This window comes from Bradyrhizobium sp. SZCCHNS1022 (genome assembly GCF_032484835.1).
Taxonomy (GTDB): Bacteria; Pseudomonadota; Alphaproteobacteria; order Rhizobiales; family Xanthobacteraceae; genus Bradyrhizobium.
This window is the reverse complement of the sequence record NZ_JAUETT010000004.1, coordinates 172354-198132: the sequence shown is the minus strand read 5'-3', so window position 1 is coordinate 198132 and position 25779 is coordinate 172354. Positions and strand designations below refer to the sequence as shown.

At 63.4% G+C, this 25779-nt stretch carries 25 protein-coding genes and 1 pseudogene; 12 read left to right on the top strand and 14 right to left on the bottom strand.

Features of this window, described 5'->3' with window-relative positions; all coding sequences use genetic code 11:
• Positions 1-98: 98 nt before the first annotated feature.
• On the bottom strand, positions 99-1340 hold the full coding sequence (locus QX071_RS23805; protein WP_315706273.1) for an ABC transporter substrate-binding protein: 1242 nt from the start codon (positions 1338-1340) through the stop codon (positions 99-101).
• A gap of 85 nt (positions 1341-1425) precedes the next feature.
• Positions 1426-2245, bottom strand: a pseudogene (locus QX071_RS23800) (putative hydro-lyase).
• Positions 2246-2359: 114 nt separating this feature from the next.
• Here QX071_RS23800 and QX071_RS23795 point away from each other — a divergent pair.
• From QX071_RS23795 to QX071_RS23785, 3 genes are all read left to right on the top strand, one after another.
• Positions 2360-3289 (top strand): LysR family transcriptional regulator, encoded by a 930-nt coding sequence (locus QX071_RS23795; RefSeq protein ID WP_315706275.1) that lies wholly within the window; start codon positions 2360-2362, stop codon positions 3287-3289.
• Positions 3290-3321: 32 nt separating this feature from the next.
• Positions 3322-4572 carry a Zn-dependent hydrolase gene (locus QX071_RS23790; RefSeq protein WP_315706276.1) on the top strand — a complete coding sequence of 417 codons (1251 nt, stop codon included), beginning with the start codon at positions 3322-3324 and terminating at the stop codon, positions 4570-4572.
• Between the two features lie 214 nt (positions 4573-4786).
• A complete protein-coding gene (locus QX071_RS23785) occupies positions 4787-5698 on the top strand; it encodes an NAD(P)-dependent oxidoreductase (RefSeq protein ID WP_315706277.1) in 912 nt (303 codons plus the stop codon).
• Between the two features lie 125 nt (positions 5699-5823).
• Here the strand turns inward: QX071_RS23785 and QX071_RS23780 are convergent, their stop codons facing one another.
• Entirely contained in the window at positions 5824-6900 is a 1077-nt protein-coding gene (locus QX071_RS23780) for a tartrate dehydrogenase (protein WP_315706278.1), read from the bottom strand.
• 167 nt (positions 6901-7067) lie between these two features.
• On the opposite strand from QX071_RS23780, the gene QX071_RS23775 reads away from it, so the two are divergent.
• The 5 genes from QX071_RS23775 (at position 7068) to QX071_RS23755 (ending at position 11730) form a co-directional block, all read left to right on the top strand.
• The gene (locus tag QX071_RS23775) at positions 7068-7844 is read left to right on the top strand and encodes an SDR family oxidoreductase (RefSeq protein ID WP_315706279.1); all 777 of its coding nucleotides are present in this window, start codon (positions 7068-7070) and stop codon (positions 7842-7844) included.
• A gap of 167 nt (positions 7845-8011) precedes the next feature.
• Complete coding sequence (locus tag QX071_RS23770; protein WP_315706280.1) at positions 8012-9337, top strand: MFS transporter; 1326 nt, start codon at positions 8012-8014, stop codon at positions 9335-9337.
• Positions 9338-9346: 9 nt separating this feature from the next.
• On the top strand, positions 9347-10009 hold the full coding sequence (locus QX071_RS23765; protein WP_315706281.1) for a sulfite oxidase-like oxidoreductase: 663 nt from the start codon (positions 9347-9349) through the stop codon (positions 10007-10009).
• Positions 10010-10052: 43 nt separating this feature from the next.
• The gene (locus tag QX071_RS23760; protein ID WP_315706282.1) at positions 10053-10415 is read left to right on the top strand and encodes a hypothetical protein; all 363 of its coding nucleotides are present in this window, start codon (positions 10053-10055) and stop codon (positions 10413-10415) included.
• 88 nt (positions 10416-10503) lie between these two features.
• Positions 10504-11730 carry a bifunctional alpha/beta hydrolase/OsmC family protein gene (locus QX071_RS23755; protein WP_315706283.1) on the top strand — a complete coding sequence of 409 codons (1227 nt, stop codon included), beginning with the start codon at positions 10504-10506 and terminating at the stop codon, positions 11728-11730.
• 7 nt (positions 11731-11737) lie between these two features.
• On the opposite strand, the gene QX071_RS23750 is transcribed toward QX071_RS23755, so the two are convergent.
• The gene (locus QX071_RS23750) at positions 11738-12802 is read right to left on the bottom strand and encodes a YeeE/YedE family protein (RefSeq protein ID WP_315706356.1); all 1065 of its coding nucleotides are present in this window, start codon (positions 12800-12802) and stop codon (positions 11738-11740) included.
• A 220-nt stretch (positions 12803-13022) separates the two neighbouring features.
• Between QX071_RS23750 and paaI the strand changes: the two genes are divergently transcribed.
• Both paaI and paaK read left to right on the top strand, forming a co-directional pair.
• Complete coding sequence (gene paaI / locus QX071_RS23745) at positions 13023-13481, top strand: hydroxyphenylacetyl-CoA thioesterase PaaI (RefSeq protein WP_315706284.1); 459 nt, start codon at positions 13023-13025, stop codon at positions 13479-13481.
• Positions 13482-13500: 19 nt separating this feature from the next.
• Positions 13501-14832 (top strand): phenylacetate--CoA ligase PaaK, encoded by a 1332-nt coding sequence (gene paaK, locus QX071_RS23740; protein ID WP_315706285.1) that lies wholly within the window; start codon positions 13501-13503, stop codon positions 14830-14832.
• 111 nt (positions 14833-14943) lie between these two features.
• Here paaK and paaE read toward each other — a convergent pair whose 3' ends face one another.
• The 8 genes from paaE to QX071_RS23700 all read right to left on the bottom strand — a co-directional run bounded on the left by paaE (position 14944) and on the right by QX071_RS23700 (position 20946).
• Positions 14944-16020 carry a 1,2-phenylacetyl-CoA epoxidase subunit PaaE gene (gene paaE / locus QX071_RS23735; RefSeq protein WP_315706286.1) on the bottom strand — a complete coding sequence of 359 codons (1077 nt, stop codon included), beginning with the start codon at positions 16018-16020 and terminating at the stop codon, positions 14944-14946.
• 112 nt (positions 16021-16132) lie between these two features.
• Complete coding sequence (gene paaD, locus QX071_RS23730; protein ID WP_315706287.1) at positions 16133-16636, bottom strand: 1,2-phenylacetyl-CoA epoxidase subunit PaaD; 504 nt, start codon at positions 16634-16636, stop codon at positions 16133-16135.
• Positions 16630-17406 carry a 1,2-phenylacetyl-CoA epoxidase subunit PaaC gene (gene paaC, locus QX071_RS23725; protein ID WP_315706288.1) on the bottom strand — a complete coding sequence of 259 codons (777 nt, stop codon included), beginning with the start codon at positions 17404-17406 and terminating at the stop codon, positions 16630-16632. Before paaC ends, paaD begins: the two co-directional genes overlap by 7 nt.
• A 133-nt stretch (positions 17407-17539) precedes the next feature.
• A complete protein-coding gene (gene paaB, locus QX071_RS23720; RefSeq protein ID WP_315706289.1) occupies positions 17540-17827 on the bottom strand; it encodes a 1,2-phenylacetyl-CoA epoxidase subunit PaaB in 288 nt (95 codons plus the stop codon).
• Between the two features lie 17 nt (positions 17828-17844).
• The gene (gene paaA / locus QX071_RS23715; RefSeq protein WP_315706290.1) at positions 17845-18834 is read right to left on the bottom strand and encodes a 1,2-phenylacetyl-CoA epoxidase subunit PaaA; all 990 of its coding nucleotides are present in this window, start codon (positions 18832-18834) and stop codon (positions 17845-17847) included.
• 93 nt (positions 18835-18927) lie between these two features.
• Positions 18928-19794 (bottom strand): phenylacetic acid degradation operon negative regulatory protein PaaX, encoded by an 867-nt coding sequence (paaX, locus tag QX071_RS23710; protein WP_315706357.1) that lies wholly within the window; start codon positions 19792-19794, stop codon positions 18928-18930.
• Positions 19795-19914: 120 nt separating this feature from the next.
• The gene (locus QX071_RS23705; protein ID WP_315706291.1) at positions 19915-20391 is read right to left on the bottom strand and encodes a phasin family protein; all 477 of its coding nucleotides are present in this window, start codon (positions 20389-20391) and stop codon (positions 19915-19917) included.
• Positions 20392-20547: 156 nt separating this feature from the next.
• Positions 20548-20946: a hypothetical protein gene (locus QX071_RS23700; protein WP_315706292.1), complete on the bottom strand. Its 399-nt coding sequence runs from the start codon at positions 20944-20946 to the stop codon at positions 20548-20550.
• A 182-nt stretch (positions 20947-21128) separates the two neighbouring features.
• On the opposite strand from QX071_RS23700, the gene QX071_RS23695 reads away from it, so the two are divergent.
• Positions 21129-22049 (top strand): alpha/beta hydrolase, encoded by a 921-nt coding sequence (locus QX071_RS23695; RefSeq protein ID WP_315706293.1) that lies wholly within the window; start codon positions 21129-21131, stop codon positions 22047-22049.
• 111 nt (positions 22050-22160) lie between these two features.
• On the opposite strand, the gene QX071_RS23690 is transcribed toward QX071_RS23695, so the two are convergent.
• Entirely contained in the window at positions 22161-23165 is a 1005-nt protein-coding gene (locus QX071_RS23690) for an alpha/beta hydrolase (RefSeq protein ID WP_315706294.1), read from the bottom strand.
• 134 nt (positions 23166-23299) lie between these two features.
• Positions 23300-23560 carry a DUF6489 family protein gene (locus QX071_RS23685; RefSeq protein WP_315706295.1) on the bottom strand — a complete coding sequence of 87 codons (261 nt, stop codon included), beginning with the start codon at positions 23558-23560 and terminating at the stop codon, positions 23300-23302.
• A gap of 564 nt (positions 23561-24124) precedes the next feature.
• Here QX071_RS23685 and QX071_RS23680 point away from each other — a divergent pair.
• Positions 24125-25723 carry an ABC transporter substrate-binding protein gene (locus QX071_RS23680; RefSeq protein ID WP_315706296.1) on the top strand — a complete coding sequence of 533 codons (1599 nt, stop codon included), beginning with the start codon at positions 24125-24127 and terminating at the stop codon, positions 25721-25723.
• Positions 25724-25779: the final 56 nt, after the last annotated feature.

Genomic DNA, 25779 nt, shown 5'->3' with positions numbered 1-25779 from the left:
CTCTGGATTGCTTCGTCGCTGCGCTCCTCGCAATGACGGAGCAAAATGGATGCTCCGTCATCATCCCAACCGTCACCGCCTGTCGCGCCGGACGGCCCTTACTTCATCGGCCAGATGGCCTGAGCCACCGCTGCCTGCTCCGGGAAGATCGTGACGAACTTGCCGCCGACATATTGCAGCAGCACCGGATCGGCGTCGTTGTTCTGGCCGCTCTCGTCGAACTTCACCCGCTTCCACGGCATGATGGTCTGCTCGCCCGGCATGTCGGTCGCGACCAGCGACTCGCGGATCTTCTCGCCATCGGTCGACTTGGCACGGTTGATGGCGTCGGCCATCACGATCAGGCCCATGAACTGGCGCGAGGAGAAATCGTTCAGGTCCTTGCCCGACTTCGCCTTGAACATGTCGTTGATCTTGCCGACCATCGGCCGCTTGGCGGCGAGGTCGAGCGAGAACGAGCCGCGCGAGATGACGCCTTCGAGCTTGTCGCCGACGGCATCATAAAGCGCCTTCTCCGAGAAGCCGGCATCCTGCGCCACGATCGCGTTCGGCTTGTAGCCGAGCTCGGCCATGGTCTTGACCAGGAGGATGCCGTCGGTGGTGTAGCTCGACGGCATCAGCACGTCGGCATTGGCCGCCTTCAACTGCTGCACTTCGGCCGAGAGCGATGGCGAGTTGGCGCGATATTTGATGTCGGCCACCACTTTGTAGCCGCGCTCCTTGGCGAGCTTGAGCTGCGAGTTGCCGGAATCGGTGCCGAAGATCGTATCCTCGTGGAACAGCGCCAGCGTCTCGATCTTGGTGCCCTTCTTCATCGCATCGAAGAAGTCGAACATCGCCTGCGAGAACATCTCGTCATGCGGCGCGGCGCGGAAATAGTACTTCAGTCCGCGACGATGCAGGCTCGGCGAGGAATTGTCCGCCGAGATATAGGGGATCTGGTAGCGCTCGCAGGTCTGGCTTGCGGTGACGGCCACCGCGCTCTGGTAGGAGCCGATGACGGCGCAGACGTTTTCCTGGGTGATCAGGCGCTCGGTCTCGGCGCGGCCCTTCTGCGGGTCGGCCTGGTGATCGGCGAAGATGAGCTTGACCTTGGCGCCGCCGAGTCCCGGCAGGCCTTCGGTGCGTGCGAGCGGCAGATCGAAATCATACTTGTTGTTGATGATCTCGGCCGCGGTCTCGAAGGCGCGTTGCGCATCGACACCGATCTGGGCGCTGGCGCCGGAGAACGGATAGATGATCCCGATCTTCACCTCGGAGGTTTGCGCGCGGGCCGCGATCGGCCCGAGCGCAGCAGCGGCAGTAGCTCCCAGCAAGACATTTCGGCGCGTGATGCTCATTGCAAGATTCCCTTATCAAACGGCTGGCATCGATGAAGCGATTAATGCGGTCGGTAAAGCCTCAAGAAGTGGCAGGCACTGCCCATTAAAGCACGGCCAGATCCTTGTTTTTAAGATCGGTGATCAACATCAACCCGGGCGCGTGGGTGATCGCGAACGGCAACCTTGCCGCTGCTATCACCGCCTGGGGCGTGACGCCGCAAGCCCAGAACACCGGAATCTCGTCGTCCGCAACCGGCACCGGATCACCATAATCAGGCTTGTTGATATCGGCGATGCCAATCAGATGCGGATGGCCGAGATGCACCGGCGCGCCGTGGACGGCAGGAAAGCGCGTGGTGATCTGCACCGCCCGGATCGCCTGGGCCGGTTTGAACGGGCGCATCGAGACCACCATGGGACCAGCGAACGGCGCCGAAGGCTGGCAGGCAATGTTGGTGCGGTACATCGGGACGCGCACCTTGCGTTCGATGTGCCGGATCGGCAGCCCGTCCGCCATCAGCGCTTCTTCAAATGAAAAGGAGCAGCCGAGCACGAAGGCGACGAGGTCGTCGCGCCAATGCGAGCGAATGTCGGTCGGCTCCTCGACCAGTTCGCCATCGCGCCAGACGCGATACCGCGGCACATCGGTGCGAATGTCGAGATCGGTACCGAGCGAGGGAATGTGCGGATCACCGACATCCGACATGCCGATGATCGGACACGGCTTGGGATTGAGCTGACAGAAACGATGAAATGCGCCGGCATAACGCTCCGGCAGAATCGCAAGATTGCCCTGCACGAAGCCGTTGGCGACGCCAGCTGTGCTCCAGCCCCTGCCTGCCCGATAGTCGAGCCGCGCCTGATGGCTGGGCAAAATCCCTACTTCATTACCATCCATGCTGCACTGCCGCCGAAACAGTCATTTGAGCCATTTGCCTAATATCTCGACAAACGCACTCAACCCCAGCCGTGCTATAAAGTCTAATCTTCGTTTTTAATCGGAAACGATAAATCTGATTGATCCGACGCGAGTGACAATGCTGGATTTCCGATCGATCGAAACTTTCCTCTGGGTGGTGAAGCTTGGCAGCTTTCGCGGCGCCGCCCAGCGGCTCAACACCACCCAACCTGCCATTTCCCAGCGCATCGCCCAGATGGAGCGCGAGCTCGGGGTGAAGCTGCTCAACCGCGATCACCGCGCGGCCTCCCCAACGCCGAGCGGACGGCAGATGCTGGTGTATGCAGAGAAGCTGATCGGCTTGCGCACCGAGATGCTCGCCGAGGTCGGCGATCGCTCGGCGATGCGCGGGGTGCTGCGGCTCGGCGTCGCCGAAACCATCGTGCATGACTGGCTGCCGCGGCTGATCAAGCACGTCAACGACAGCTACCCGAACCTCTCGCTGGAGATCGAGGTCGACGTCACGCCGAACCTCCATGCCCGGCTGCTGGCGCAGGAGATCGAACTCGCATTCGCCCTCGGCCCGCCATCGGCGCCCGGCATTCGTAACCGCGTGCTGTGTGACTACCCGATCAGCTTCCTGGCAAGCCCCGCGCTCGGTCTCGGCGGTGCGCTGCTGACGATCGCGGAGATCGCGAAGTTTCCCATCATCACCTTCCCACGCAAGACCCAGCCCTACGAGAACGTTCGCTCGCTGTTCAACCGCCCCGACCTGCCGCCGATCCGGCTGCATGCCAGCGCATCGCTGGCGACCGTGATTCACATGGCGATCGAAGGGCTCGGCGTCGCCGTGATCCCGGCCGCGATCGTCGCGCGCGAACTCGCCGATGGCCGCCTGCAGGAGCTGAAAACCGATATGCGGATCTCGCCGCTCACCTTCACCGCAAGCTGGCTCGCCTCGCCCGAGATGATCGCGATCGAGCGCGTCGCCGAGCTTGCAGCCCAGACGGCGCAGATGAGCAGCCAAGCGCCGGCATCGGTTGACGCGGAATTGGTGCCGAGCCATTGAAGGCCTCGATGCCGGGTGAAATGGAAGATGCAATGAGCCGAGCCACCACCAATCTGCAGATCGATTCCGCCCGCCTCTGGGGTACCATTCACGAGACCGCCAAGTTCGGCGCCACGGCAAAAGGCGGCGTACGCCGGCTGACCTTGAGCGAGGAAGACAGGCAGGTGCGCGACTGGTTTCGCAAGGCTTGCGAGGATGCCGGCCTCGAAGTGCATGTCGATGCGCTCGGCTCCATGTTCGGCCTGCGCAAAGGTCGCGACATGTCGAAGCCGCCGGTCGGGATCGGCTCGCACCTCGATACCCAGCCGACGGGCGGCAAGTTCGATGGCATCCTGGGCACGCTGGGCGCGCTCGAAGTGATCCGCACGCTGAATGATGCTGATATCGAGACCGAGGCGCCGATCTGCGTCGTCAACTGGACCAATGAGGAAGGCTCGCGCTTCGCGCCGGCGATGATGGCCTCGGCCGCCTATGTCGGCGATTTCACCGTCGAGGACATCCTGTCGCGCAAGGACGCCGAAGGTGTCACGGTCGGCGAGGCGCTCGACAGAATAGGCTATCGCGGCGAGACCAAGGTCGGCACCCAGAAATTCGGAAGCTTCGTCGAGCTGCATATCGAGCAGGGCCCGATCCTCGAAGCCGAGAACAAGACCATCGGCGTGGTCGATTCCGGCCAGGGCGTATTCTGGTACGACGGCCGGATCACGGGATTCGAAAGCCACGCCGGCTCGACGCCGATGCCGCTGCGCCGCGACGCGCTGTTGACGCTGTCGCAGTTCGCACTCGCGCTCGAGCAGATCGCAATCAGGCTGGGGCCGAATGCAGTCGCCACTATCGGCGAAGCCGTGATCCAGAATCCATCGCGCAACGTCATTCCCGGCGAGATCGCCTTCACCATCGACTGCCGCAGCAAGGACGCCGACACGCTCGAAGCCCTCGACAAGGGCTTGCGCGCAGCCGCTGCCGAGATCGCGACCAGGCGCAAAGTCGATATCGCCATCGATCTGGTCTGGCGCAAGCCGCCGACGCATTTCGATCCCAAGCTGGTCGATGCGGTGGAGCATGCCGCTGCAAGCCTCGGCTATTCGCACCGTCGCATCACCTCCGGCGCCGGGCACGATGCCTGCAACCTCAACACGGTCATGCCCACCGCGATGGTGTTCGTGCCCTGCAAGGACGGCATCAGCCACAATGAGCTGGAAGATGCCACACAGACGGATTGCGCCGCCGGCGCCAATGTCCTGATGCACACCGTGCTGGCGCTCGCCGGCGTCGCGTCGTGACTTCCGTCGTCTTGCTGAACTAATTGTCTGTCAAGCCGATCGCCGCAGAACGCGCTGCGCTCCCCTCCCCCCTTGCGGGGAGGGGCCGGGGGTGGGGGTCCACAGCGGCAGTCTTCACGGGGTACCCCCCTCCCCGGCCCTCCCCCACAAGGGGGGAGGGAGCGTACCTTTGTTGGCGCGAGTGCTCGGGCCCACTCTTAAAGGAGAATATCACGTGCGCGGAGTTTTCATCGACGCCAATGACTCGCTTGCGGAGATTTTCGAACGGCAGCGCAGGCCGGATGACATCGCGGTCAAGGTCAACCTCGATCCCAACATCACCCCCGAGGATTGGCCCGCCGTTCTCGACGGCGCCGAGATCGGCATCGTCGATCACACCGCACTGCCGACCGAGGTCGCAAAGCATTGCAAGGGGCTGAAGCACGTCGTGTTCCTCGGAACAGGCGCGCGCAGCTACATGAACCCCGAAGAGCTGGCAGAGCTCGGCATCACCGTGCACCTGATCAAGGGCTATGGCGACACGGCCGTGGCCGAAGCCGCCATCGCGCTGATGTGGGCGTCCGCGCGTGGGCTGGCGCAGATGGATCGCGAGATGCGCGCCGGCAACTGGCTCCGCGATGACGGCATGCAGCTCACCGGCAAGACGCTCGGCCTGATCGGCTTCGGCGGTATTGCCGCGGAAGTGGCCCGGATCGCATCCGGCAGCGGCATGAAAGTGATCGCCTGGAACCGGACGTCGAAGACGCATCCGGGCGTGACTTTCGTCAACCTCGACGAGCTGCTTGCAAGCAGCCACGTCGTTTCACTGCACCTGCTGCTCAACGACGAGACCCGCGGCTTCCTATCGCGCGAGCGCATCGCGCAGATGCGCAAGGGCGTGATCCTGGTCAACACCGCGCGCGGCGCCATCGTCGACGAGGCCGCGATGATCGAGGCGCTGAAATCAGGCCACATCCGCCATGCCGGCCTCGACGTCTTCAACATCGAGCCGCTGCCGAAGGATCATGTCCTCACGACGATCCCCAATGTGACGCTGTCAGCGCACTCCGCGTTCCGCACGCCGGAAGCGAGCGAAAACCTGATTGACGCCGCCTGGGAGCATTGCCGGCGGGTGGCGAAGGCATAGACGGTTATTTCTTGTAGGGTGGGCAAAGCGAAGCGTGCCCACCATCCGGCAGCGTTCGTATGTAGTGGTGGGCACGGCGCATGCGCGCCTTTGCCCACCCTACGACAGCACACGAACAGCGGTGATTACTCCACCATATCCGCAACCGCCCTCCCGCACGTCACGGTGTCGGCATTGCCGCCGAGGTCGCGGGTCCGCAAAGTGCGCTCGGCCAGCGTGCGCTCGATCGCGCCGACGATCGCGTTGGCGGCGGTCTTCTCTCCGAGATGCTCCAGCATCATCGCGCCCGACCAGATCATGCCGATCGGGTTGGCGATGCCCTGCCCCGCGATATCGGGCGCCGAGCCGTGCACCGGCTCGAATACGGACGGGAAATTCCGCTCCGGATTGATGTTGCCCGACGGTGCGATGCCGATCGTGCCGGTGCAGGCCGGGCCGAGATCGGAGAGGATATCCCCGAACAGGTTGGAGCCGACCACGACATCAAACCAGTCCGGATGCAGCACGAAATTGGCGGTCAAGATGTCGATGTGATACTTGTCCCACTTCACGCCCGGATAGTTCTTCGCCATCGCCTCGACCCGCTCGTCCCAATAGGGCATCGTGATCGAGATGCCATTCGACTTGGTCGCCGAGGTCAGATGCTTCTTCGGCCGCGACTGCGCAAGCTCGAAGGCGAATTTCAGGATGCGGTCGACGCCGGTGCGGGTCATCACCGTCTGCTGGGTGACGAATTCGCGCTCGGTGCCCGGGAACATTCGGCCGCCGACCGACGAATATTCGCCTTCGGTGTTCTCGCGCACCACCCAGAAGTCGATATCGCCCGGCTTGCGGTTCGCGAGCGGCGACGGCACGCCCGGCATCAAGCGCACGGGCCGCAGATTCACATATTGGTCGAACTCGCGGCGGAATTTGATCAGCGAGCCCCAGAGCGAGACGTGGTCCGGAATCTTCGCCGGCCAGCCGACTGCGCCGAAATAGATCGCGTCGTGCTTGCCGATTTTTTCCTTCCAGTCCTCCGGCATCATCTCGCCGTGCTTCTCGTAATAGTCCCAGGAGGCGAAATTGAAATGATCGAACTGCACGGCAACGCCGTGCTTCTTCGCCGCGGCCTCGATCACGCGCATGCCCTCCGGCATCACCTCCTTGCCGATGCCGTCGCCGGGAATGACTGCGATCCGGTAGGGTTTGTTGGCGCTCATCGATGAGATTCCTTGTTCTTCGGGCCGGTTGGCTCGGCCGCTGTCTGCGGTCCATGCAATGGCTCAAAGCAACGTGAAGCGCAACGCTGCACTGCAATGTTGACCGCACCGGCTCGTCACTTGAAATTCATCGGACCTCTCCGCCCCACCAGCCCCCGAGTCATCCCATGGATCTGCATTTGTCCGGCAAGCGCATCCTCATCACCGGCGCTTCCAAAGGTATCGGCGCCGCCGCGGCCGAGGCTTTCGCCGAGGAAGGCTGCCATCTCCGCCTCGCCGCGCGAAGCGGCGATCAACTGAAAGCGCTTGCCGACCGGCTTCGTGCCCAACACCAGATCGATACCGCAGCCCACGTCGTCGACCTGCGAAAGCCGGAAGATGTCACCAGGCTTGCGCAGGAAGCCGCAGACATCGACATCCTCGTCAACAATGCCGGCGACATTCCCGGCGGTTCGCTCGACAAGATCGACGAGGCGACCTGGCGCCATGCCTGGGACCTCAAGGTGTTCGGCTTCATCAATCTGACCCGGCTCGTCTATGCGCAGATGAAGGCCCGCGGCCACGGCGTGATCGTCAACGATATCGGCGCGGCCGGTGAAAAGTTCGACGCCAACTACATCTGCGGCAGCGCCGGCAATGCAGCGTTGATGGCGTTCACCCGTGCGCTCGGCTCCAAGAGCCTTGCCGACAACATCCGCGTCGTCGGCATCAATCCCGGGCCGGTCGGGACCGACCGCCACGTAACGCTGCTCAAGACCCGCGCCCGCGACCTGTTCGGCGACGAAAGCCGTTACCGGGAATTCCAGAAGAGCCTGCCGCTGGGCCGGCCGGCGCATCCGCGCGAGATCGCCGATCTGATGATGTTTCTCGCCTCCGACCGCTCCGGCTATACGTCTGGCGTGATTTTTACCGTCGACGGCGGCATAGCCGCCGGCTGGGCGTAACTGCCCTGCTCCGCCCCTGCTGCGGACGAGGATGTGGCGCACCGTGACGCCACCCGGGACTGACGAAGCGCACCCGGCGCAGGCCAGACCGATATACTTTTGACATTTTGACAATCCGGTCGCGTGCCGTAGAAGGGCCCCAACAATCGCGTTCCCGGAGACTTGAAATGACAGACCAGGCGCTGCAGCCTGCAAGACAAGAAACGACAACGTTCGTCGATGTAGAGCGCCGGATCCGTGCGATCCTGATCGGCTCAGCCGGCAACCTGGTCGAATGGTACGATTTTTACGCCTACACGGCTTTCGCGCTGTATTTTGCACCAGCCTTCTTTCCGTCGAAGGACCCGGTCGTCGAGCAGCTCAATGCCGCCGTGGTGTTCGCGGCCACCTTCCTGATGCGCCCCTTGGGCGGCTGGCTGTTCGGCTATATCGCCGACCATTTCGGCCGCAGGCTGTCGCTGACGGTCTCGGTGCTCTGCATGTGCTTCGGCTCGCTGATCATCGCGGTGACGCCGACCTATGCGTCGATCGGAATCGCCGCACCGATCATCCTGGCTGTGGCGCGCGTGATCGAAGGCCTGAGCCTCGGCGGCGAATATGGCGCCAGCGCCACCTATCTCAGCGAAGTCGCGGACGCCAAGCACCGCGGCTTCTATTCGAGCTTCCAATATGTGACGCTGATCGGCGGCCAGCTCACGGCGATCATCGTGCTTCTGCTGCTGCAGAAGGTGTTCCTGACACCCGATCAGCTGAAGGACTGGGGCTGGCGCATTCCATTCGCGATCGGCGCGGGGCTCGCGATCTTCGTCGCGGTGATGCGACGGAACCTGCAAGAGACCGAAGCCTTCGTCGAAGCGAAGAAGAAGGTCCGTCCCTCCGGCTCGATCGTCCAGCTGTTCAAATATCCGCGGGAGCTGTTGCTGGTGGTCGGCCTCACCGCCGGCGGCACCGCGGCGTTCTACACCTTCACCACCTACATGCAGACGTTCGTGAAGCTTTCGGTCGGCCTCACCGCAGACCAGACCACGACCGTGATCTTCGGCTCGCTGTTGTTCGCGACCATCCTGCAGCCGATCTATGGCGCGATCTCCGATAAGATCGGCCGCAAGCCGCTTCTGATCTTCTTCGGCGTCGCCGGCACGCTTGCGACCATTCCGATCCTGACATTGCTGAAGGAGACGAAGGAGCCGTTCATCGCCTTCCTCCTGATCTGCGGCGCCTGGATCTTCACCGCCGGCTACACCTCGATCAACGCGGTGGTGAAGGCCGAACTGTTCCCGACCAATGTGCGCGCGCTCGGCGTCGGCGTCCCCTATGCGCTGACGGTCTCGATCTTCGGCGGCACGGCGCCGGCCATCGCGCTCTATTTCAAGAGCATCGGACACGAGACCTGGTTCTATTATTATCTGTCCGGCATCATCTTCCTGTCGCTGATCATCTATGCGACGATGCGCGACACCAAGCATGCTTCTGCCATGCATCGGCACGAATGAGGTGTTGAAATGGCCGACGGGGACGAGGTTCCGCCCGAGAGCAAGCTCACCCGCAGCAAGCAGCGCTGGGCCAGCGAAGGCAAGTTCCTCACCGGCAAGATCGTGCGGCCCGAGGATCAGCGGCTGCCGCCGGGACAGCACCTGACGCGGGACTGGCCCGTGCTTGATCTCGGGCTCACGCCCGGGATCTCGCGCGAACGCTGGCGGCTCGACGTCTACGGCACGGTGGAAAATCCGCTGTACTGGGACTTTCCGACCTTCCTCGCCCAGGACCAGCGCCAGTTCGTCTCCGACATCCATTGCGTGACCACCTGGTCGCGCTACGACAACCAGTGGGAAGGGCTTTCGACACGCGACCTGCTCGCCGCCTGCCGGCCGCGCGACGCGGCGGATTTCGTCGTGCTGCATTCCTATGATGGCTACACCACAAATCTTTCGCTCGAGGATTTCGCGGCTGCGGACGCGCTGCTCGCGCACAGCTGGTCCGGCGTTCCCTTGACCGGCGAGCATGGCGGTCCCGTCAGGGTCGTCGTGCCGCATCTGTATTTCTGGAAGAGCGCCAAATGGCTCAAGGGGATCGAATTTCTCGACGAGGATGCGCCCGGCTATTGGGAGGTGCGCGGCTATCATAATCGCGGCGATCCCTGGGCCGAGCAGCGCTATTCGGAGTGACAAGGGGCGGCCTCGTCATGAAGAAAAGCGCCGGAGATGGAGCATGGAATTTACCTCAGAGACGGGCGAGATCCCGAAAGGCTATGGCTATCTCCTCAAGCCCTCCGTCATCGTCGAGGCACTCACGAAGGCAAACATCGGAATTCACATCCATCTCGTTCGTAGCCACGGCAGGCGGCTGTTTGATGCACGATACTGGCCGCCAAACGGCCACGTGCCTTTTGAACGTCTCCACATCAAAGTGGGCACCGCGATGGAGCGGGACTTGCCCGAACTTCGTCGGCGAGCGAAGGACGAAGCCCTTCCAGCACTCGTCCGATGGATCTCCGATATCGTCGCCCAAGACCTGCGGTCAGTGATCCGGAACGGCGAACAGGAAATTCAACTTTTGCCGCCTCGAGACTGACCATTGCTGTGTCGCGAGTGAAACTGCTGAGGTCGTCCGCGCCCTCGGCTTGAGCGGTGGTTGAGACGCAACGATTGGGGACCAGACGATGCCGACCGAACGTTTCCAGTTTGACGGCGCAAATGGCGAGAAGCTGGCCGCTGCGCTCGATCTGCCGGATGGCCAGCCGCACGCCTATGCGCTGTTTGCGCATTGCTTCTCCTGCGGCAAGGAAACCCACGCGGCGCGACGGATCGCAATGGCGCTCGCAGCCCACGGCATCGCGGTGCTGCGTTTCGATTTCACCGGGCTCGGCTCCAGCGAAGGCGACTTCGCCAACACGGCCTTTTCCTCCAACGTTGCCGACCTCATCCGTGCGGCCGACCACCTGCGCGAGACGCGGGCCGCGCCGGCGCTCCTGATCGGCCACAGCCTCGGCGGCCCCGCCATGCTCGCCGCGGCCGCGGAGATCCCGGAGGCCAAAGCCGTGGTCACGATCGCGGCGCCCTCCGATCCCGCCCATGTCGCGGGTTTGTTCAAGGACAAGATCGAGGACATCCGCGTCCAAGGCTCGGCCGAGGTCTCGCTCGCCGGCCGGCCGTTCCGCATCAGCCGCTCCTTTCTCGATGACGTCGCCGAGCAGCGTCTGCTCGACAAGGTCGTTCACCTGCACAAGGCGCTGCTCGTCATGCATTCGCCTGTCGATGACACCGTGGGTATCGACAACGCCACGCGCATCTTCGTCACCGCCAAGCACCCGAAGAGCTTCGTCTCGCTCGACCATGCCGACCATCTCGTCAGCAGCAAACAGGACGCCACCTATATCGCAGACGTCGTCGCGAGCTGGGCGAGCCGCTACATCGAACCGCCGGTGTCACAGCCGACGGCCGCGGCAGCGGATGAGGGCCCGCGCGAAGTGGTCGTGCGCGAGACCCGCAGCAGCAAATTCCAGCAGACGATCAGTGTCGGCCCGCACCAGCTCACAGCCGACGAGCCGATCGCGGCCGGCGGCCAGGACTCGGGGCCCGGCCCTTACGACTTCCTGCTGACCGCGCTTGGCGCCTGCACCTCGATGACGTTGCGCCTTTATGCCGAACGCAAATTCCTGCCGCTCGATCGCGTCACCGTGCGGCTGACGCACAGCAAGATCCACGCAGAAGATTGCGCGGAGTGCGAGACCAAGGTCGGCCTGATCGATCAGATCGAACGGGTGATCGTCATGGACGGCGCGCTCGACGAGGCCCAGCGTGCGAAGCTGATGGAGATCGCCGACAAGTGCCCGGTGCATCGGACCCTGACCTCGGAGATCCGTATTCTCACGCGGCGAGCGGACTGAACGGGCCTCAGCGCGCGGGCTCGCTCTTGAGAGCCTGTCCCGGCTCATGCGCCAGCGGCTGAACCCGCAGCGCCCCGCGCAAGCCCAGTGCCGTGCCGGCAAAGATGCCGGCGACGGCGACGAACGAGGCCAGCGCCAGGGTCGACAGGCCAGTCAGCCCCTGCCCGACCGAGCAGCCCAATGCCATCACGCCGCCGACGCCCATCAACGCCGCTCCGCCGGCCGACCGCAGCATATGACGAGGCGAATGGAAGCCTTCGAGCTTGAAGCGCCTCGTCAGCAGGGCCGTCCCGAAGCTGCCGGCCAGAACACCACCGACCGTGGCAACACCGAAATTGACCGTGAGGCCGGTCGAGAGCATCACGTATTGCAGGCTGTCGGCGATCGGCGCGACGAAGGTCAGCGATGCCACCGGCACCGGATTGAAATCGTCGGCCCCGAGATATCCGGTCGCGAACCATCCGGCCGCGATCAGAAGCCCGACCAGGAGCCCTGCGGCGATCTGGCCCGGTGCGCGGCGAAACCGGCGATGTGCGAAGGCAAAGCTGAGAAGCGCACCGGACAGAACAAGTGCCGGCAACAGCCGAGCCGACGCGCCATGCAGCCCGCCGCTCGACAGCAAGGCCGGCAAAGACGTCGCTGTCGTCGTGGCCTGCGAAGCCTGCACAAGCGCAATCCGCACCGGCGCGATCAGTCCCTTCAAGGTCATCTCGGCCACGATCCCGAGCACAACCACCACGACGAAGGAGCGCAGATTGCCACGTCCGAGCAGCACCAGGGCCCGCGAGCCGCAGCCGTTCGCCAGCACCATGCCATAGCCGAACAGCAGGCCGCCGGCGAACATCACGGGTACGGAGAAGGTCGGCTGCAGATAGATCGACTTGCCAAGGTCAACGAAGCCCTCGATGGCCAACATCTGCGTGGCCAAGATGGCGACGCCCATCGCCAGGGCGTAGGTGCGGACCAGACGACTGTCGCCGCCCGCCCACCAGCCGCGCAACGAGCTCATCATGCAAAACCCGCTCAAGAGCCCCACCGCGCCATAGACGAGGCCGATCACAAGACCGGCGATGACAGCCAGATCGGCGGCTTCGCGCAATGGCGGGATCCTTCTTGCAGCACGGAAACGGGGACAGCGATGCCGGGGCATCACCGGCTTTCGCTTGACGCGCGCGGAATCTTTGCCACGATGCGTGTTTAACTAGTTCAGAAAGCTTGTTCCAACAAGCACCATTGGGAGAGAACGCCGTGGCTGCGCAACCGGAGATTCGCCGGCGGTTGGAGATATGGCGATGACCGGCGAGCGAGCTTCGCCGGAGGCGCTGGCGCGAGCCTGCGCCGAGGCCATGTGGAAGGACGACCGGGCGAGCCAGGGGCTCGGCATGGAGATCGTCGAGATCGGCCCGGGCCGGGCAACGCTGCAGATGACGATTCAGCCGCACATGGTCAACGGTCACGGCATCGCCCATGGCGGTTTTATCTTCACACTCGCCGATTCTGCCTTCGCCTTTGCCTGCAACACCCACAATGAGCGCACCGTGGCGGCGCAAGGCAGCATCACCTTCATCCGCCCAGGCAAGCTCGGCGACCGTCTCATCGCGCGTGCGACCGAAATCTCGCGGAGCGGACGCTCCGGCATCTACGACGTTCGCGTCTTTGCAGGCGAAGTCGTCATCGCAGAATTCCGCGGCCACTCCCGCAGCATCGGCGGCACGCTCGTGACCGTCGGCGATGCCCACGGCCCAAGCTGACGCCGGAGAACAAAGAGCCATGGCCCTCACCAGATCCCAATCACAGCCGGACGGCTACGTGCCTGAGATGGACGAGACCGAGCGCGCCTCGCGCGACCAGATCATGACGCTGCAGACCGAACGGCTGGCCTGGTCGCTCAAGCACGCCTATGACAACGTCGCGCATTACAAGCGCGCGTTCGACCGTATCGGCGCGCACCCGTCCGACTTTCGCGACCTCTCCGATCTCGCCAAGTTTCCGTTCACCTCGAAGACCGACCTCCGCGACAATTACCCGTTCGGCATGTTCGCGGTCCCGCGCGAGCAGCTGGTCCGTATCCACGCCTCTTCCGGCACCACCGGCAAGCCGACCGTGGTCGGCTACACCAGGGCCGACATCGCGACATGGTCGAGCGTAATGGCGCGCTCGATCCGCGCCGCCGGCGGCCGACGTGGCATGATCATCCACAATGCCTATGGCTATGGCCTGTTCACGGGCGGCTTAGGCGTGCATTACGGCGCCGAGCAGCTCGGCTGCACCGTGGTGCCGATCTCCGGCGGCATGACCGAGCGTCAGGTGCAGCTGATCAACGACTTCCGGCCCGAGATCATCACGGTGACGCCGAGCTACATGCTGGCGATCCTTGATGAGTTCAAGCGGCAGAACCTCGATCCACGGCAGAGCTCGCTCAAGCTCGGCATCTTCGGCGCCGAACCCTGGACCAACGCGATGCGTGCCGAGATCGAGGACGCCTTCGCCATGGACGCGACCGACATCTACGGGCTCTCGGAGGTGATCGGTCCCGGCGTCGCGCAGGAATGCCTGGAGACCAAGGACGGCCTGCACATCTGGGAGGATCATTTCTATCCGGAGATCATCGACCCCGACACCGGCGCGGTGCTGCCGGAAGGCGAGATGGGCGAGCTGGTGTTCACCTCGCTGACCAAGGAAGCCTTTCCCGTGATCCGCTATCGCACCCGCGACCTGACGCGCTTGTTACCCGGCACAGCGCGGCCCGGCATGCGACGGATGGAGAAGGTCACGGGACGCTCCGACGACATGATCATCCTGCGCGGCGTCAACCTGTTCCCGACCCAGATCGAGGAAATCTTGCTGGCGACCGACTGGTGCGGCGGCCACTTCATGCTGGAGCTGACGCGCGACGGCCGCATGGACGAGCTGACGATCTTCGCCGAGGCGCGGCAGGAGGTCTGGGACGGCAGCGGATTGACTGGCCATGCCGACTTCATCTCCACGCACATCAAGAACACGATCGGCCTGACTGCGAAGGTGAAGGTGGTGGCCCCCGACACGCTGGAGCGCTCGGCCGGCAAGGCCAAACGCGTGAAGGACAGTAGGCCGAAGGATTAATCAAGTTCGCACTCACCGTCGTCATTGCGAGGAGCAAAGCGACGAAGCAATCCAGACTTTCAAGACGGACGCATACTGGATTGCTTCGCTTCGCTCGCAATGACGCCGCGGTTACATATGATCGTAATCCACGACGACGCGCTCCGTCGTCGGTTTGGCCTGGCAGGTGAGCACGAAACCGGCCTTGAGCTCCCACGGCTCCAGTGAATAGTTCAGTTCCATTTCCGCTTTGCCTTCGACGAGCCGGGCGCGGCAGGTCGAACACATGCCGCCCTTGCAGGCAAAGGGCAGATCGACGCCGGCGCGCAATGCGGCGTCGAGGATCGCCTCGCCCTCGGCGACCGGCACCTCGCGCCGCTTGCCGTCGATGATCAGGGCCGCCATTGCCTTTGGCGGCGCCGACGCTGGCACGACCGCTTTCGGCCGCGGCTTGCCGCCGAGCCCGGAGACGAAGCGCTCGACATGAATGCGGTCTGCGGCGATGCCGAGCTCACGGCAGGTCGGCTCGAGCTCGTCGCTCATGCCCGAGGGACCGCAGATGAAGACATGGTCGACGCTCTCGGCCGGCACCAGCGAACGCAACAGCACCCTCACCTTCTCGGCATCGAGGCGACCGTGCAGGATCGGGATGTCCTGCTCCTCGCCGGAGATGACATGGAATATCGACAACCGATCGAGGTAGCGGTCCTTGAGCTCCTCCAGCTCTTCGCGAAACAGCATACCCGCGGTGGCGCGGTTGCCGTAGAACAGGAAGAATCGGCTCTTCGGCTCGCGCGCCAGCACGCCCTTGATGATCGACAGGATCGGCGTGATCCCGGAGCCGGCCGCGAAGCCGACATGGATGCGTGCCGCATCCGGCTCGGGTGCTACGCCGAAGCGGCCGGTCGGCGTCATCACGTCGAGCTCATCGCCGCACTTCAGTTCATCGGTCACGAAACTGGAGAACGCGCCGCCATCGACGCGCTTCACCGCAATGCGGATCTCGCCGTCATCGGGGCCTGAGCAGATCGAGTAGGACCGCCTCACCTCCTCGCCGCCGAGCGTGGTGCGCAGGGTGAGATATTGCCCGGGCGAGAAATGATAGTCGCCGGCAAGCTCGCGGGGAATCGCAAACGTCAGCGAGACCGCATCAGGCGCCTCGCGGCGCAGGTCGTTGACAGCGAGATGATGGAAGCGCGGAGTGGACATCGAACCTATCCCTCCGTCATTGCGAGGAGCAACGCGACGAAGCAATCCAGGCTCTTGCCATCCGGGCATTCTGGATTGCCTCGTTGCGCTCGCAATGACGGATGTTCATGAGCTAGTGGCACTTGAAATAATCGAACGGTTCGCGGCAGGCTTTGCAGCGCCACAGCGCCTTGCACGAGGTCGAGCCAAATTCGGACAACAGCTCCGTCTCCGCAGAACCGCATTGCGGACAGCTCACCTGCTCGAGGCCGAACAGCGCACGGCGGCTATTTGCGGCTAGTGGCGGCGCGATACCGTATTCCCTCAGCTTGCGGCGGCCCTCCTCGCTCATCCAATCCGTCGTCCAGGCCGGCGACAATACGGTGCGCACGTGAATCTCACGAAAGCCGGCGCGCTCGAGCGCAAGCTCGATCTCCAGCGCGATCATGTTCATCGCGGGACAACCGGAATAGGTCGGGGTCACAGCGACCTCGACGCGGTCGCCGCTGACCTCGACCTCGCGCAGCACGCCGAGATCATCGATCGTCAATACCGGAATTTCCGGATCGGTCACGCTCGCGGCAGCCTCCCAGGCGCGCTGGCGCAGATCGGCGTCGCTGGTCGCAGTCGCTACCATGTAGCGCCCGGAAAACTGCGCTGCATATATTGCAGCTCGCTCAGCAGGTGGCCGAGATGCTCGCTGTGGCGTCCGTCGCGGCCACCCTGCTGCATCCAGTCGTTCTCCGGCAGAACCAGCGTGGCTTCGCGCGCGATCTGCGACACCGCCGCCAGCCAATCCGGTAGCAGCGTCGTCGGATCGATCGCAACCCCGGCGTCGATCAACCCGCGCTCGCTGTCATCGATGCTGAACATCTCGCCGGTATAGGCCCAGAGGTCGTCGATGGCCGCCTGCGCCCGCGCATGGCTTTGATCGGTGCCGTCGCCGAGCCGGATGATCCATTCGCTCGCGTGGCGCAGGTGATAGGCGCTCTCTTTTTCCGACTTCGCTGCGATCGCCGCAAGTGTCGCGTCGTTGGAGCGCATCATCGCCTGCCAATAGCGATCGGCGAAGGCCGAATAGAACCATTGCCGCACCATCGTATAGGCGAAGTCGCCATTGGGACGCTCGACCAGCAGCAGGTTGCGGTATTGTCTCACGTCGCGGAGATAAGCGAGCGCGTCCTCGTCATTGTCGCGAGCTTCGACTTTCGCGGCGTAGCCATAAAGTTCGCGCGCCTGGCCGATCAGGTCGAGCGCCATGTTCGACAGCGCCATATCCTCTTCGAGCATGGGCGCGTGGCCGCACCATTCGGACAGCCGATGACCGAGGATCAGCGCATCGTCGGCGCGGCGCAGCGTGTAAAGCACTAGCGGGGTTTCGGTGACTTCGATCGAAGCGGCGGCCATGCTCGATACCTGCGGCATACTCGACGTCATTGCGAGGAGCAACGCGACGAAGCAATCCAGACTATCTCCGCGCACACAGCCTGGATTGCTTCGCTGCGCTCGCAATGACGGATGGCTGAACGTCCGTCGGCAATCACATATGCCCGACCTCATCGGGCACTTCGTAAAAGGTCGGGTGGCGATAGATCTTCGACTCAGCTGGCTCGAACATCATGCCCTTGTCGGCGGGGTCGGAAGCAGTGATCGCGCTCGACGGCACCACCCAGATCGACAGCCCCTCGCCGCGGCGGGTGTAGATGTCGCGCGCCGCCTGCAACGCCATGGTGGCGTCAGGCGCGTGCAGCGAGCCGCAATGCTTGTGCGCGAGGCCATTACGACTGCGGATGAAGACCTCCCATAGCGGGGTGTCCGGCGTTGCCATGGCGATCTCCCTTCGATCTATTCGGCAGCCTGCGCGGTGTCGCGATAGCGGCGCTTGCGCGCATAGGCGGCCGCTGCCTCGCGGACCCAAGCACCGTCTTCGTGAGCCTTGCGACGTGCGGCCATGCGGTCGCGGTTGCAGGGACCGTTGCCGGCGAGCACCTGCTTGAACTCATTCCAATCGATCGTGCCGTGAATCCAATGCCCATTATCGTCCTGCGTCATCTCGGGATCGGGAATGGCGAGCCCGAGATATTGCGCCTGCGGCACCGTGGCATCGATGAATTTCTGCCTCAGCTCATCGTTAGAGAAGCGCTTGATCTTCCACTTCGTGGAAGCGTCGCTGTGCTGGCTCACCTGATCGGGCGGACCGAACATCATGAGCACCGGCCACCACCAGCGGTTCAGCGCATCCTGCGCCATCGCCTTCTGCTCGGTCGTACCGCGGCACAGCGTCAGCATGATCTCGTAGCCCTGGCGCTGGTGGAAGGATTCCTCCTTGCAGACGCGGATCATCGCGCGCGCATAGGGGCCATAGGAGCAGCGACAGAGCGGAATCTGGTTCATGATCGCAGCGCCATCGACCAGCCAGCCGATCACGCCGATGTCCGCCCAGGTCAGCGTCGGATAATTGAAGATCGAGGAATATTTGGCCTTGCCGGCCAGCATCGCGTCGACCAGTTCCTCGCGGGACGCTCCGAGCGTTTCGGCGGCGGCGTAGAGGTAGAGGCCGTGGCCACACTCGTCCTGCACCTTGGCGAGCAGCGCGGCCTTGCGGCGCAGGCTCGGCGCACGCGTGATCCAATTGCCTTCCGGCAACATGCCGACGATCTCGGAATGGGCGTGCTGGGAAATCTGCCGGATCAGCGTCTTGCGATAGGCGACCGGCATCCAATCGTTGGGCTCGATGCGTTCCTCGGCGTCGATACGCGCCTGGAAGCGCGCCGCCTGTGCCATGTCCTCCGCAAGGGAGCCCTCCTCGGGCGTATTGAGCGCCTGCGTATACATGCGGCGACGTGTCCTCCCAGGACTTGGTTGCCGGCAATATATAACACAATCTAATCTATGCAATCCATTTTTGTAATATATCAGCGCAGATCATCAATCGCCGAAACGGCGGCCGAGCGCCTCCCCGGCTGGCGGTAGCGGGCCATTCTCGTCGGTTGCGTGCCGGTCGAGCCAGCGCTCGGAACCAGGCAGCAGGGCGCGATAGATCTCGCCACACAGCCTCCGCGCCCGACCTCCCGGCCAGTCCTTCGGCAACAGTTCCGCCGGCAGCAGCGGATCGCGCAGCACGATGCGGCGGTAATGGTGGATCAAGAGGATGCGCGCGGTGAAGGCGTCACCCTCGGACAAAGCCTGCTGCTTGTGCAGGCAAATCTGCAGCGGCGTGAAGGTGGCAATGAACTTCAGATAGGCCTCCGCCGTGCGGTCCAGTGTCCAGCTCTCGGCCAAGAGGCGCCGGGCCATGTCGGGGGCGGCGGACGCATCGAGACGCAGCGCCTCCCGGGCCTCCTCCGGTACGACGGTGCCCGCCGGCGCGACAAACACGCCCGGCAGCGGACTGCCGAAGCCCGCATTCTTGAGCGCATCGCGCGCCGCCTCGCGCTGATCGGCGCCGCTGATCAGGAGCAGCTCGAAGCTCCCGGTCCATTCCGTCGGCGGCGGGTCGTAGATGTGGCGGGTCGCGGCGGCAAAGCTCTGCTGTCCCTGCTTCACCAGGCGATAGAAGCTGTTACGGCCGACCTTACCGCGCTCGAACCAGCCTTCGGCGGTGAGGCGCGACATCGCCGTGCGCACGACGTTGCCGTCGATATCGAGGCCGGCGAAGAATTCCAACAGCGTTCCAAGCCACACCGTCCCGCCGCGCGGCACGATGGCGTCGCCGAACACAGTGATGATGAGCGAGCCGGTGCGCGAGGGCTCGCGCTTGAGCTGATCGATGATGTGGGAGAGCGGCTGCGGCATGGTGACCACGCATAGCGTGTTTTGTCGCACTCCGACACCGCAGGTCCAAACGGATCAAAAAAGAAGGCCCGCAAAGCGCGGGCCCAGGCGGCATTCAGTACGTTGAGGGCCCGACGGCGATCAGGCCGACTTGGTGTAGGCCTTGGACAGGTTGTCCTGGATGGTCTTGGCGCCATCGGCCACCAGCTTGCCGAAATACTCGGTGCTCGACTTCGCCCGCGAGATGAGCGCTTCACCGCGCGCCCGCGCGAGTTCCGACTGGATCTGGACCGCCTCGCTGAAGGTCTTGGCGAACGCCAGCTTGTCCAGCCCGTCAAAGAACGCCTCGGTATCCTGATGGATCGCCTGCTGGATGTTGCGGGTGATCTTGGTCGCTTCGCTGACACCCTCAGCAACAGCGGTCTCGATCACTGCGGTCACCTTTTCCGAGCCGGCGAAAGCATCGGCGACGCGCTCCTTGGCCGTCGACGTGGCCTTCTTGAAGAACTCGCGCGCGGATTCCGGCATTTCCATCGTTTGCAGGTTCTTCAGGGCGTCGGTCATCGGCCCGAAGGCCTGCTTGACGCTGTCGAACCCAGTGTTGGTTTCAGTGGTCATTGATTTCTCCATCCTCTGCTGAGCTATGGCTTCTCCCCCGCCCACATGGACCCGGGGTTTCATAGTCATGCCACGCCACATGTTGCATTGCAACATAAATATTGCATTGCAACATACGATCGCTATCCTTACGCGGGATGGAGAACCGCCGAGCGCTTAATCGAGCCGTTTCACCGAGTCCGGGGATTCTGCATCCGCGGCTGCACGCCTAGAGCTGCGTTTGCCGGCTCGAGGGGCGGTTTGCTTGGAAGGAGCAGTCTTGACCGCCTGCTGTAGCAGCACCTTGATCTCGCTTAATTCGAGCTCGATCGCCCGGAGCCGCTCGACCATCTCGTTGAGCTGGCCGCGGCTGGGCAGGTTCATGCCGATGAAATAGTTTTCCATCAGATCGGCGATCTGTTGCTGCGCTCCCGGAGCGGACGCTCCCCGGTTGTCCGCTTGGCGTCCCATTGGCGATGAGCCCAAGCCTTGCTTGGCGAAGGCGGCAAAGCTCTTCTGCATCTCGCCGACCATTTGCTGCCACAACGCAATCGCATCACCCGTCTTGTCCACCATCGGCATCCTCCTTGTCGCCGAGCGAGATCACGAGACTCAAAACTTGGTGGCCACCATATCATGGGCCAGCCTTCATGAGCCGATCGAGACATGCGGCGAATGAGGCGGCCTTCGCACCGCCTTCTCCCGGTTTCGGCAACATGCGATACAGTTCCGCCAGATCTGCAACGAGGAACCCAGTTGTGACCGCCATTGCTCATCAGCCTCCGCAAATCGCGCGCGCCAATGGTATCGACATCTGCTACGAGATCTTCGGCGATCCCAGCGCGGAGCCGCTGTTGCTGATCATGGGGCTCGGCGGCCAGATGCTGATCTGGGACGATGAGTTCTGCGCGCAGCTCGCTGCCCGCGGCTTTCGCGTCATCCGCTTCGACAATCGCGACATCGGCCAATCCAGCAAGATGCACGGCGGCAAGCGGCTGACGCCGTTCGAGCTGCTCAAGCTGCGCTTCTTCCATATCCCGGTATCCGCACCCTACAAGCTCATCGACATGGCCAAGGATACGGTCGGGCTGATGGAGGTGCTCGATATCAAGTCCGCCCATCTGGTCGGCGCCTCGATGGGCGGCATGATCGCCCAGGAGGTCGCACTCTCCTTCCCCGACCGCGTGAGGTCATTGACCTCGATCATGTCGACCACCGGCAATCCGCGGATTCCGCCGCCGAGCCGGGAGGCCGCGATGATGCTGATGATGCCGGCACCCAAGACCAAGGAGCAGTATATCGAACGCTTCGCCCTCACCTGGAAGATGCTGCGGGCCGGTTCCTTCCCGGAAGACGAAGCACGCGACCGTGCGCTGGCCGAACGCTGCTTTGCCCGCGGCATCAATGCAGCCGGCGTCGCCCGGCAACTCCGGGCGATCCTGGCCTCCGGCAGCCGCAAACCACGGCTGCATTTGGTGAAGGTGCCGACCTTGGTCATTCACGGCACCCGGGATCCGCTGGTGCATCCGGCCGGCGGGCGGGACACGGCTGAGTCGATTCCGAATGCCAAACTGCTGATGATCGACGGCATGGGGCACGCACTGACGATCCGGACATGGCCGCAGATCATCGATGCGATCGCAGCGCATGCGCACGGCGCCAGCGCCGAGGCGGCGTGACGAGGCACTAGTTGGATAGAACCTGATGCCGCAAACAAAGTGTCGTCCCTGCGTTCGCATGCGTTCGCCGGGAGGCACCTCAAGATCGGCTGAAAGTCTTATCTCTTCAGATCACCCGAACCGCCGCCTACGCCATTCGATCAGCTTGGCGCTGACCTCCGCCGGCTGTTCCTGCTGCGTCCAATGGCCGCTGTCGCGCACCAGATATTTCTCGAGGTCAGGGACCAGCCTTTCCATGCCGTCCGCAGCAGACGGCGGCAGCACGGCATCGTTCTCGGCCATGATCATCAGGGACGGCACGCGGACGATGTGATCCAGCCCCTCGGATCGCCGCCAATTGCGGGACATGTTGCGGTACCAGTTGATCCCGCCGGTGAAGCCGGTCTTTTTGAACGTCTCGACAAACACCCGCTTTTCATCGTCCGAGAGGATCGGCTGTCGGTTGTCGCGACTGGCGTCATAGGCAGCCACCATCTGCGGAAAGGCCAAGTTGACCGTTCTCGCCGCGCCGATGCCGCCGACCGGCGGCTCCTTCGCATCGGCATCGTTGCGCGGCAGCGGCTTGCGCATGAAGGCGTCGAAGGTCTGTTCGACCCTGCTTCCAAATATCCGGTCCGGCTCGCGTCCCGGATCCTGGAACTGGACGATATACATCGTCTCGCCAAAGCGCTTGCGCATGATATCGATCGGGTCGGCGGGCGCGCGGGGAAGATGCGGCGTGTTGATGCCGACCACGCCGGCGACGCGGTCGGGATAGCGCAAGGGCATCTGCCAGACGACGAAGCCGCCCCAATCGTGACCGACAAAGATCGCCTTGTCGATCTTCAGATGATCGAGCAGGCCGACCAGATCGGCGGTCAGATTCTCGAGGTCATAAGCCTCGACCGGCTCCGGCCGATCGGTCGCCCCATAGCCGCGCTGGTCGGGTGCGATCACCCGGATGCCGGCTTCGCCGAGCGCCCTGATCTGATGCCGCCAGGAGAAAGCCAGTTCCGGCCAGCCATGGCACAGCACCATGGGAGGCCGGTCGGTAGCCGGTCCCGCCTCGTAATAGCCCATGCGGATGCCGTTGGTTTCGGCAAACTGCAGCGGCGGCATGGCCGTGGCCTCGCTCATAGCTCCTCCCGTTCGTGTGCTTTGTTATCGGGCGGCGCAGCAGTTGAGCCGCCCGCCATGATCGTGCAGGTCAGCTCAAGCCAACGCAAGCGGCCGCCGACGGCGCCGCCTCAGACGACATGCCAAGCAGGCGATCAGGCAGATTTCCGGTCGTTCGACCGGGGGCCACCGAGGCCGGTCATGGTCACGAACAGATCCTGAAACTTCTCCGCCAGCTTGGGATCGAAGCTGAACCAGCTCTGCAGCAGGGCCTCCGGGGCCATCTTGTCGATGTTGCTCATCATCTGTTGCTGCAGCTTGTCCATGACGGCGGTCTGCATCGGGCCGACGTCAGGCAGTCCGAAGAATTGCCGCGCCTCCAACGGCGTGCAATCGATCTCGATATTGACTTTCATGTCGCGCTCCGCGCTGTTCGAACCGCCCTCGTGCCGCCGACCTGAAGAGCCCTGCCCCCAGCCAACAAGTCGCCGGGACCGTTTCAGTTCAGGAGCGATGAGAAGAGTATCACCGCACCAAGTCTCTCTCGCAAGCGAGCCGCGCTGCAGCGCACGCGATTCCTGCAATATGGTCAACCGGGGAGTAGAGCGAGGCTGTGCCCCGGACAGTCGCTCCCTGATCCACCCTGGTGCACTGCGATGTCGGGGGCGGCGGCTAACCATACCCCAATGGGTAATCGGGGCGGGCTTGTCCGCGGCAGGAGAACTCTGCAACATGCCGGCCGTCGGAGGACGTCCGGCCTGAACTGCTGGCAAACGCCTTGCACCTGAAACGGCCGCTTTGGCCCGGCACCAGTCTTGCAAGCGACCGGCATCTTGCGGCATCTCAAGTGCGCGCGCTGCCTGTTGCCTTCCGAAGTCCACTCGGGACGCGTTGCGACGATCATCAGGTCAAACACGAATGGGCGCCAGCTCATCAGACTGCCGAAAAGACTAGCGGCTTAAAGCGGAGAATTTGAACATATGGCGATACGCCACTCGCTTATCTCAGCGCTCACCCTCGCGCTCCTCGCCTTCGTGACGGGGCCGGCATCGAGCCAGAGCTTGCGCTATGCCAACCAGGGGACCTTGAAATCGCTCGACCCCTATTCCTTCAAGGAATCGACCACGATCGCGCACCACGCCCATATCTATGAAGGCCTCACGGCGCGCGACAAGGATCTCAAGATCGTTCCGGGACTGGCCGAAAGCTGGGAAACGCCGGAGCCGACCCGCTGGCGCTTCCACCTGCGCAAGGGCGTCAAGTTTCACAACGGCGATCCCTTCACCGCAGACGATGTGATCTTCTCGGCCGAACGCGTCCGCGCCAACGGCTCGAACTTCCTGTCCAACGTCCCGCCCGATGCGAAGTTCATCAAGGTCGACGACTACACGGTGGACGTGAAGCTGGCTACGCCCAATCCCATTCTGATCTCGCAATGGGATACCTGGTACATCATGGACAAGAAGTGGTGCGAGGAGAACAACTCGGTCGCGCCGACGCCGGTCTCGGCGACAACGCCGAGCTATGCCTCGCTGCATGAGAACGGCACCGGCCCGTTCATGGTCGAAAGCCACCAACCCGGCGTCAAGACCGTGTTCAAGGCGAACCCGAACTGGTGGGGCAAGCCCGAGCACAATCTGAAGGAGATCGTGTTCACGACCATCGCCTCCGATGCGACGCGCGTAGCGGCGCTGCTCTCCGGCGAGGTCGACATCATCGAGCCGGTGCCGGTGCAGGACATCCAGCGGGTCAATTCGAGCGGCACGGCCACGGTGCTGACCGGTCCGGAGCTGCGCACCATCTTCCTCGGCATGGACGAGAGCAGGGACGAGCTCCTGTTCTCCAACGTCAAGGGCAAGAACCCGTTCAAGGACGTCCGCGTCCGCGAGGCCTTCTACAAGGCGATCGACGTCGACCTGATCAAGACCCGCGTCATGCGCGGCATGTCGACGCCGACGGCGCTGATGATCGCGCCGCAGCTGTTCGACCTGTCGAAAGACTTCACCCGGGAGAAGGCCGATCCTGACGCCGCGAAGAAGCTCTTGACCGAAGCCGGCTATCCCGACGGCTTCGAAGTCACGCTGGATTGCCCGAACGATCGCTACGTCAACGACGCCGCGATCTGCCAGGCCGTGGTCGGCATGCTCGCCCGCATCGGCGTCAAGGTGAACCTGCTGGCCCAGCCCAAGGCGCAGTATTTCGCCAAGGTCCTGAAGCCCGGCGGCTACAACACGTCGTTCTTCCTTCTGGGCTGGACCCCCTCCTCGATGGACTCGCACAACGTGCTGCATGACATCATGGGCTGCCGCGACGACGCCAAGGACCCGACCCGCGGCGAGGCCAATCTCGGCAATTACTGCAACAAGGACCTCGACGCCCTGACGGACAAGATCCTGGTCGAGACTGACACCGCCAAGCGCGATCAACTGATCAAGCAGGCGTTTCAGATCGGCATCAAGGATTACGGCTACATCCCGCTGCACCAGCAGGCGGTCGCCTGGGGTGTCTCGAAAAAAGTGAAGATTCCGCTGCGCGCGGACAACATGGTGCTGCTGTACTTGGCCACCAAGTCCGAATAAGCGGCAAGCCTCAGAGCCCCGGAAGCTTGTGTCGCTTTCGGGGCTTTTCATTTGCG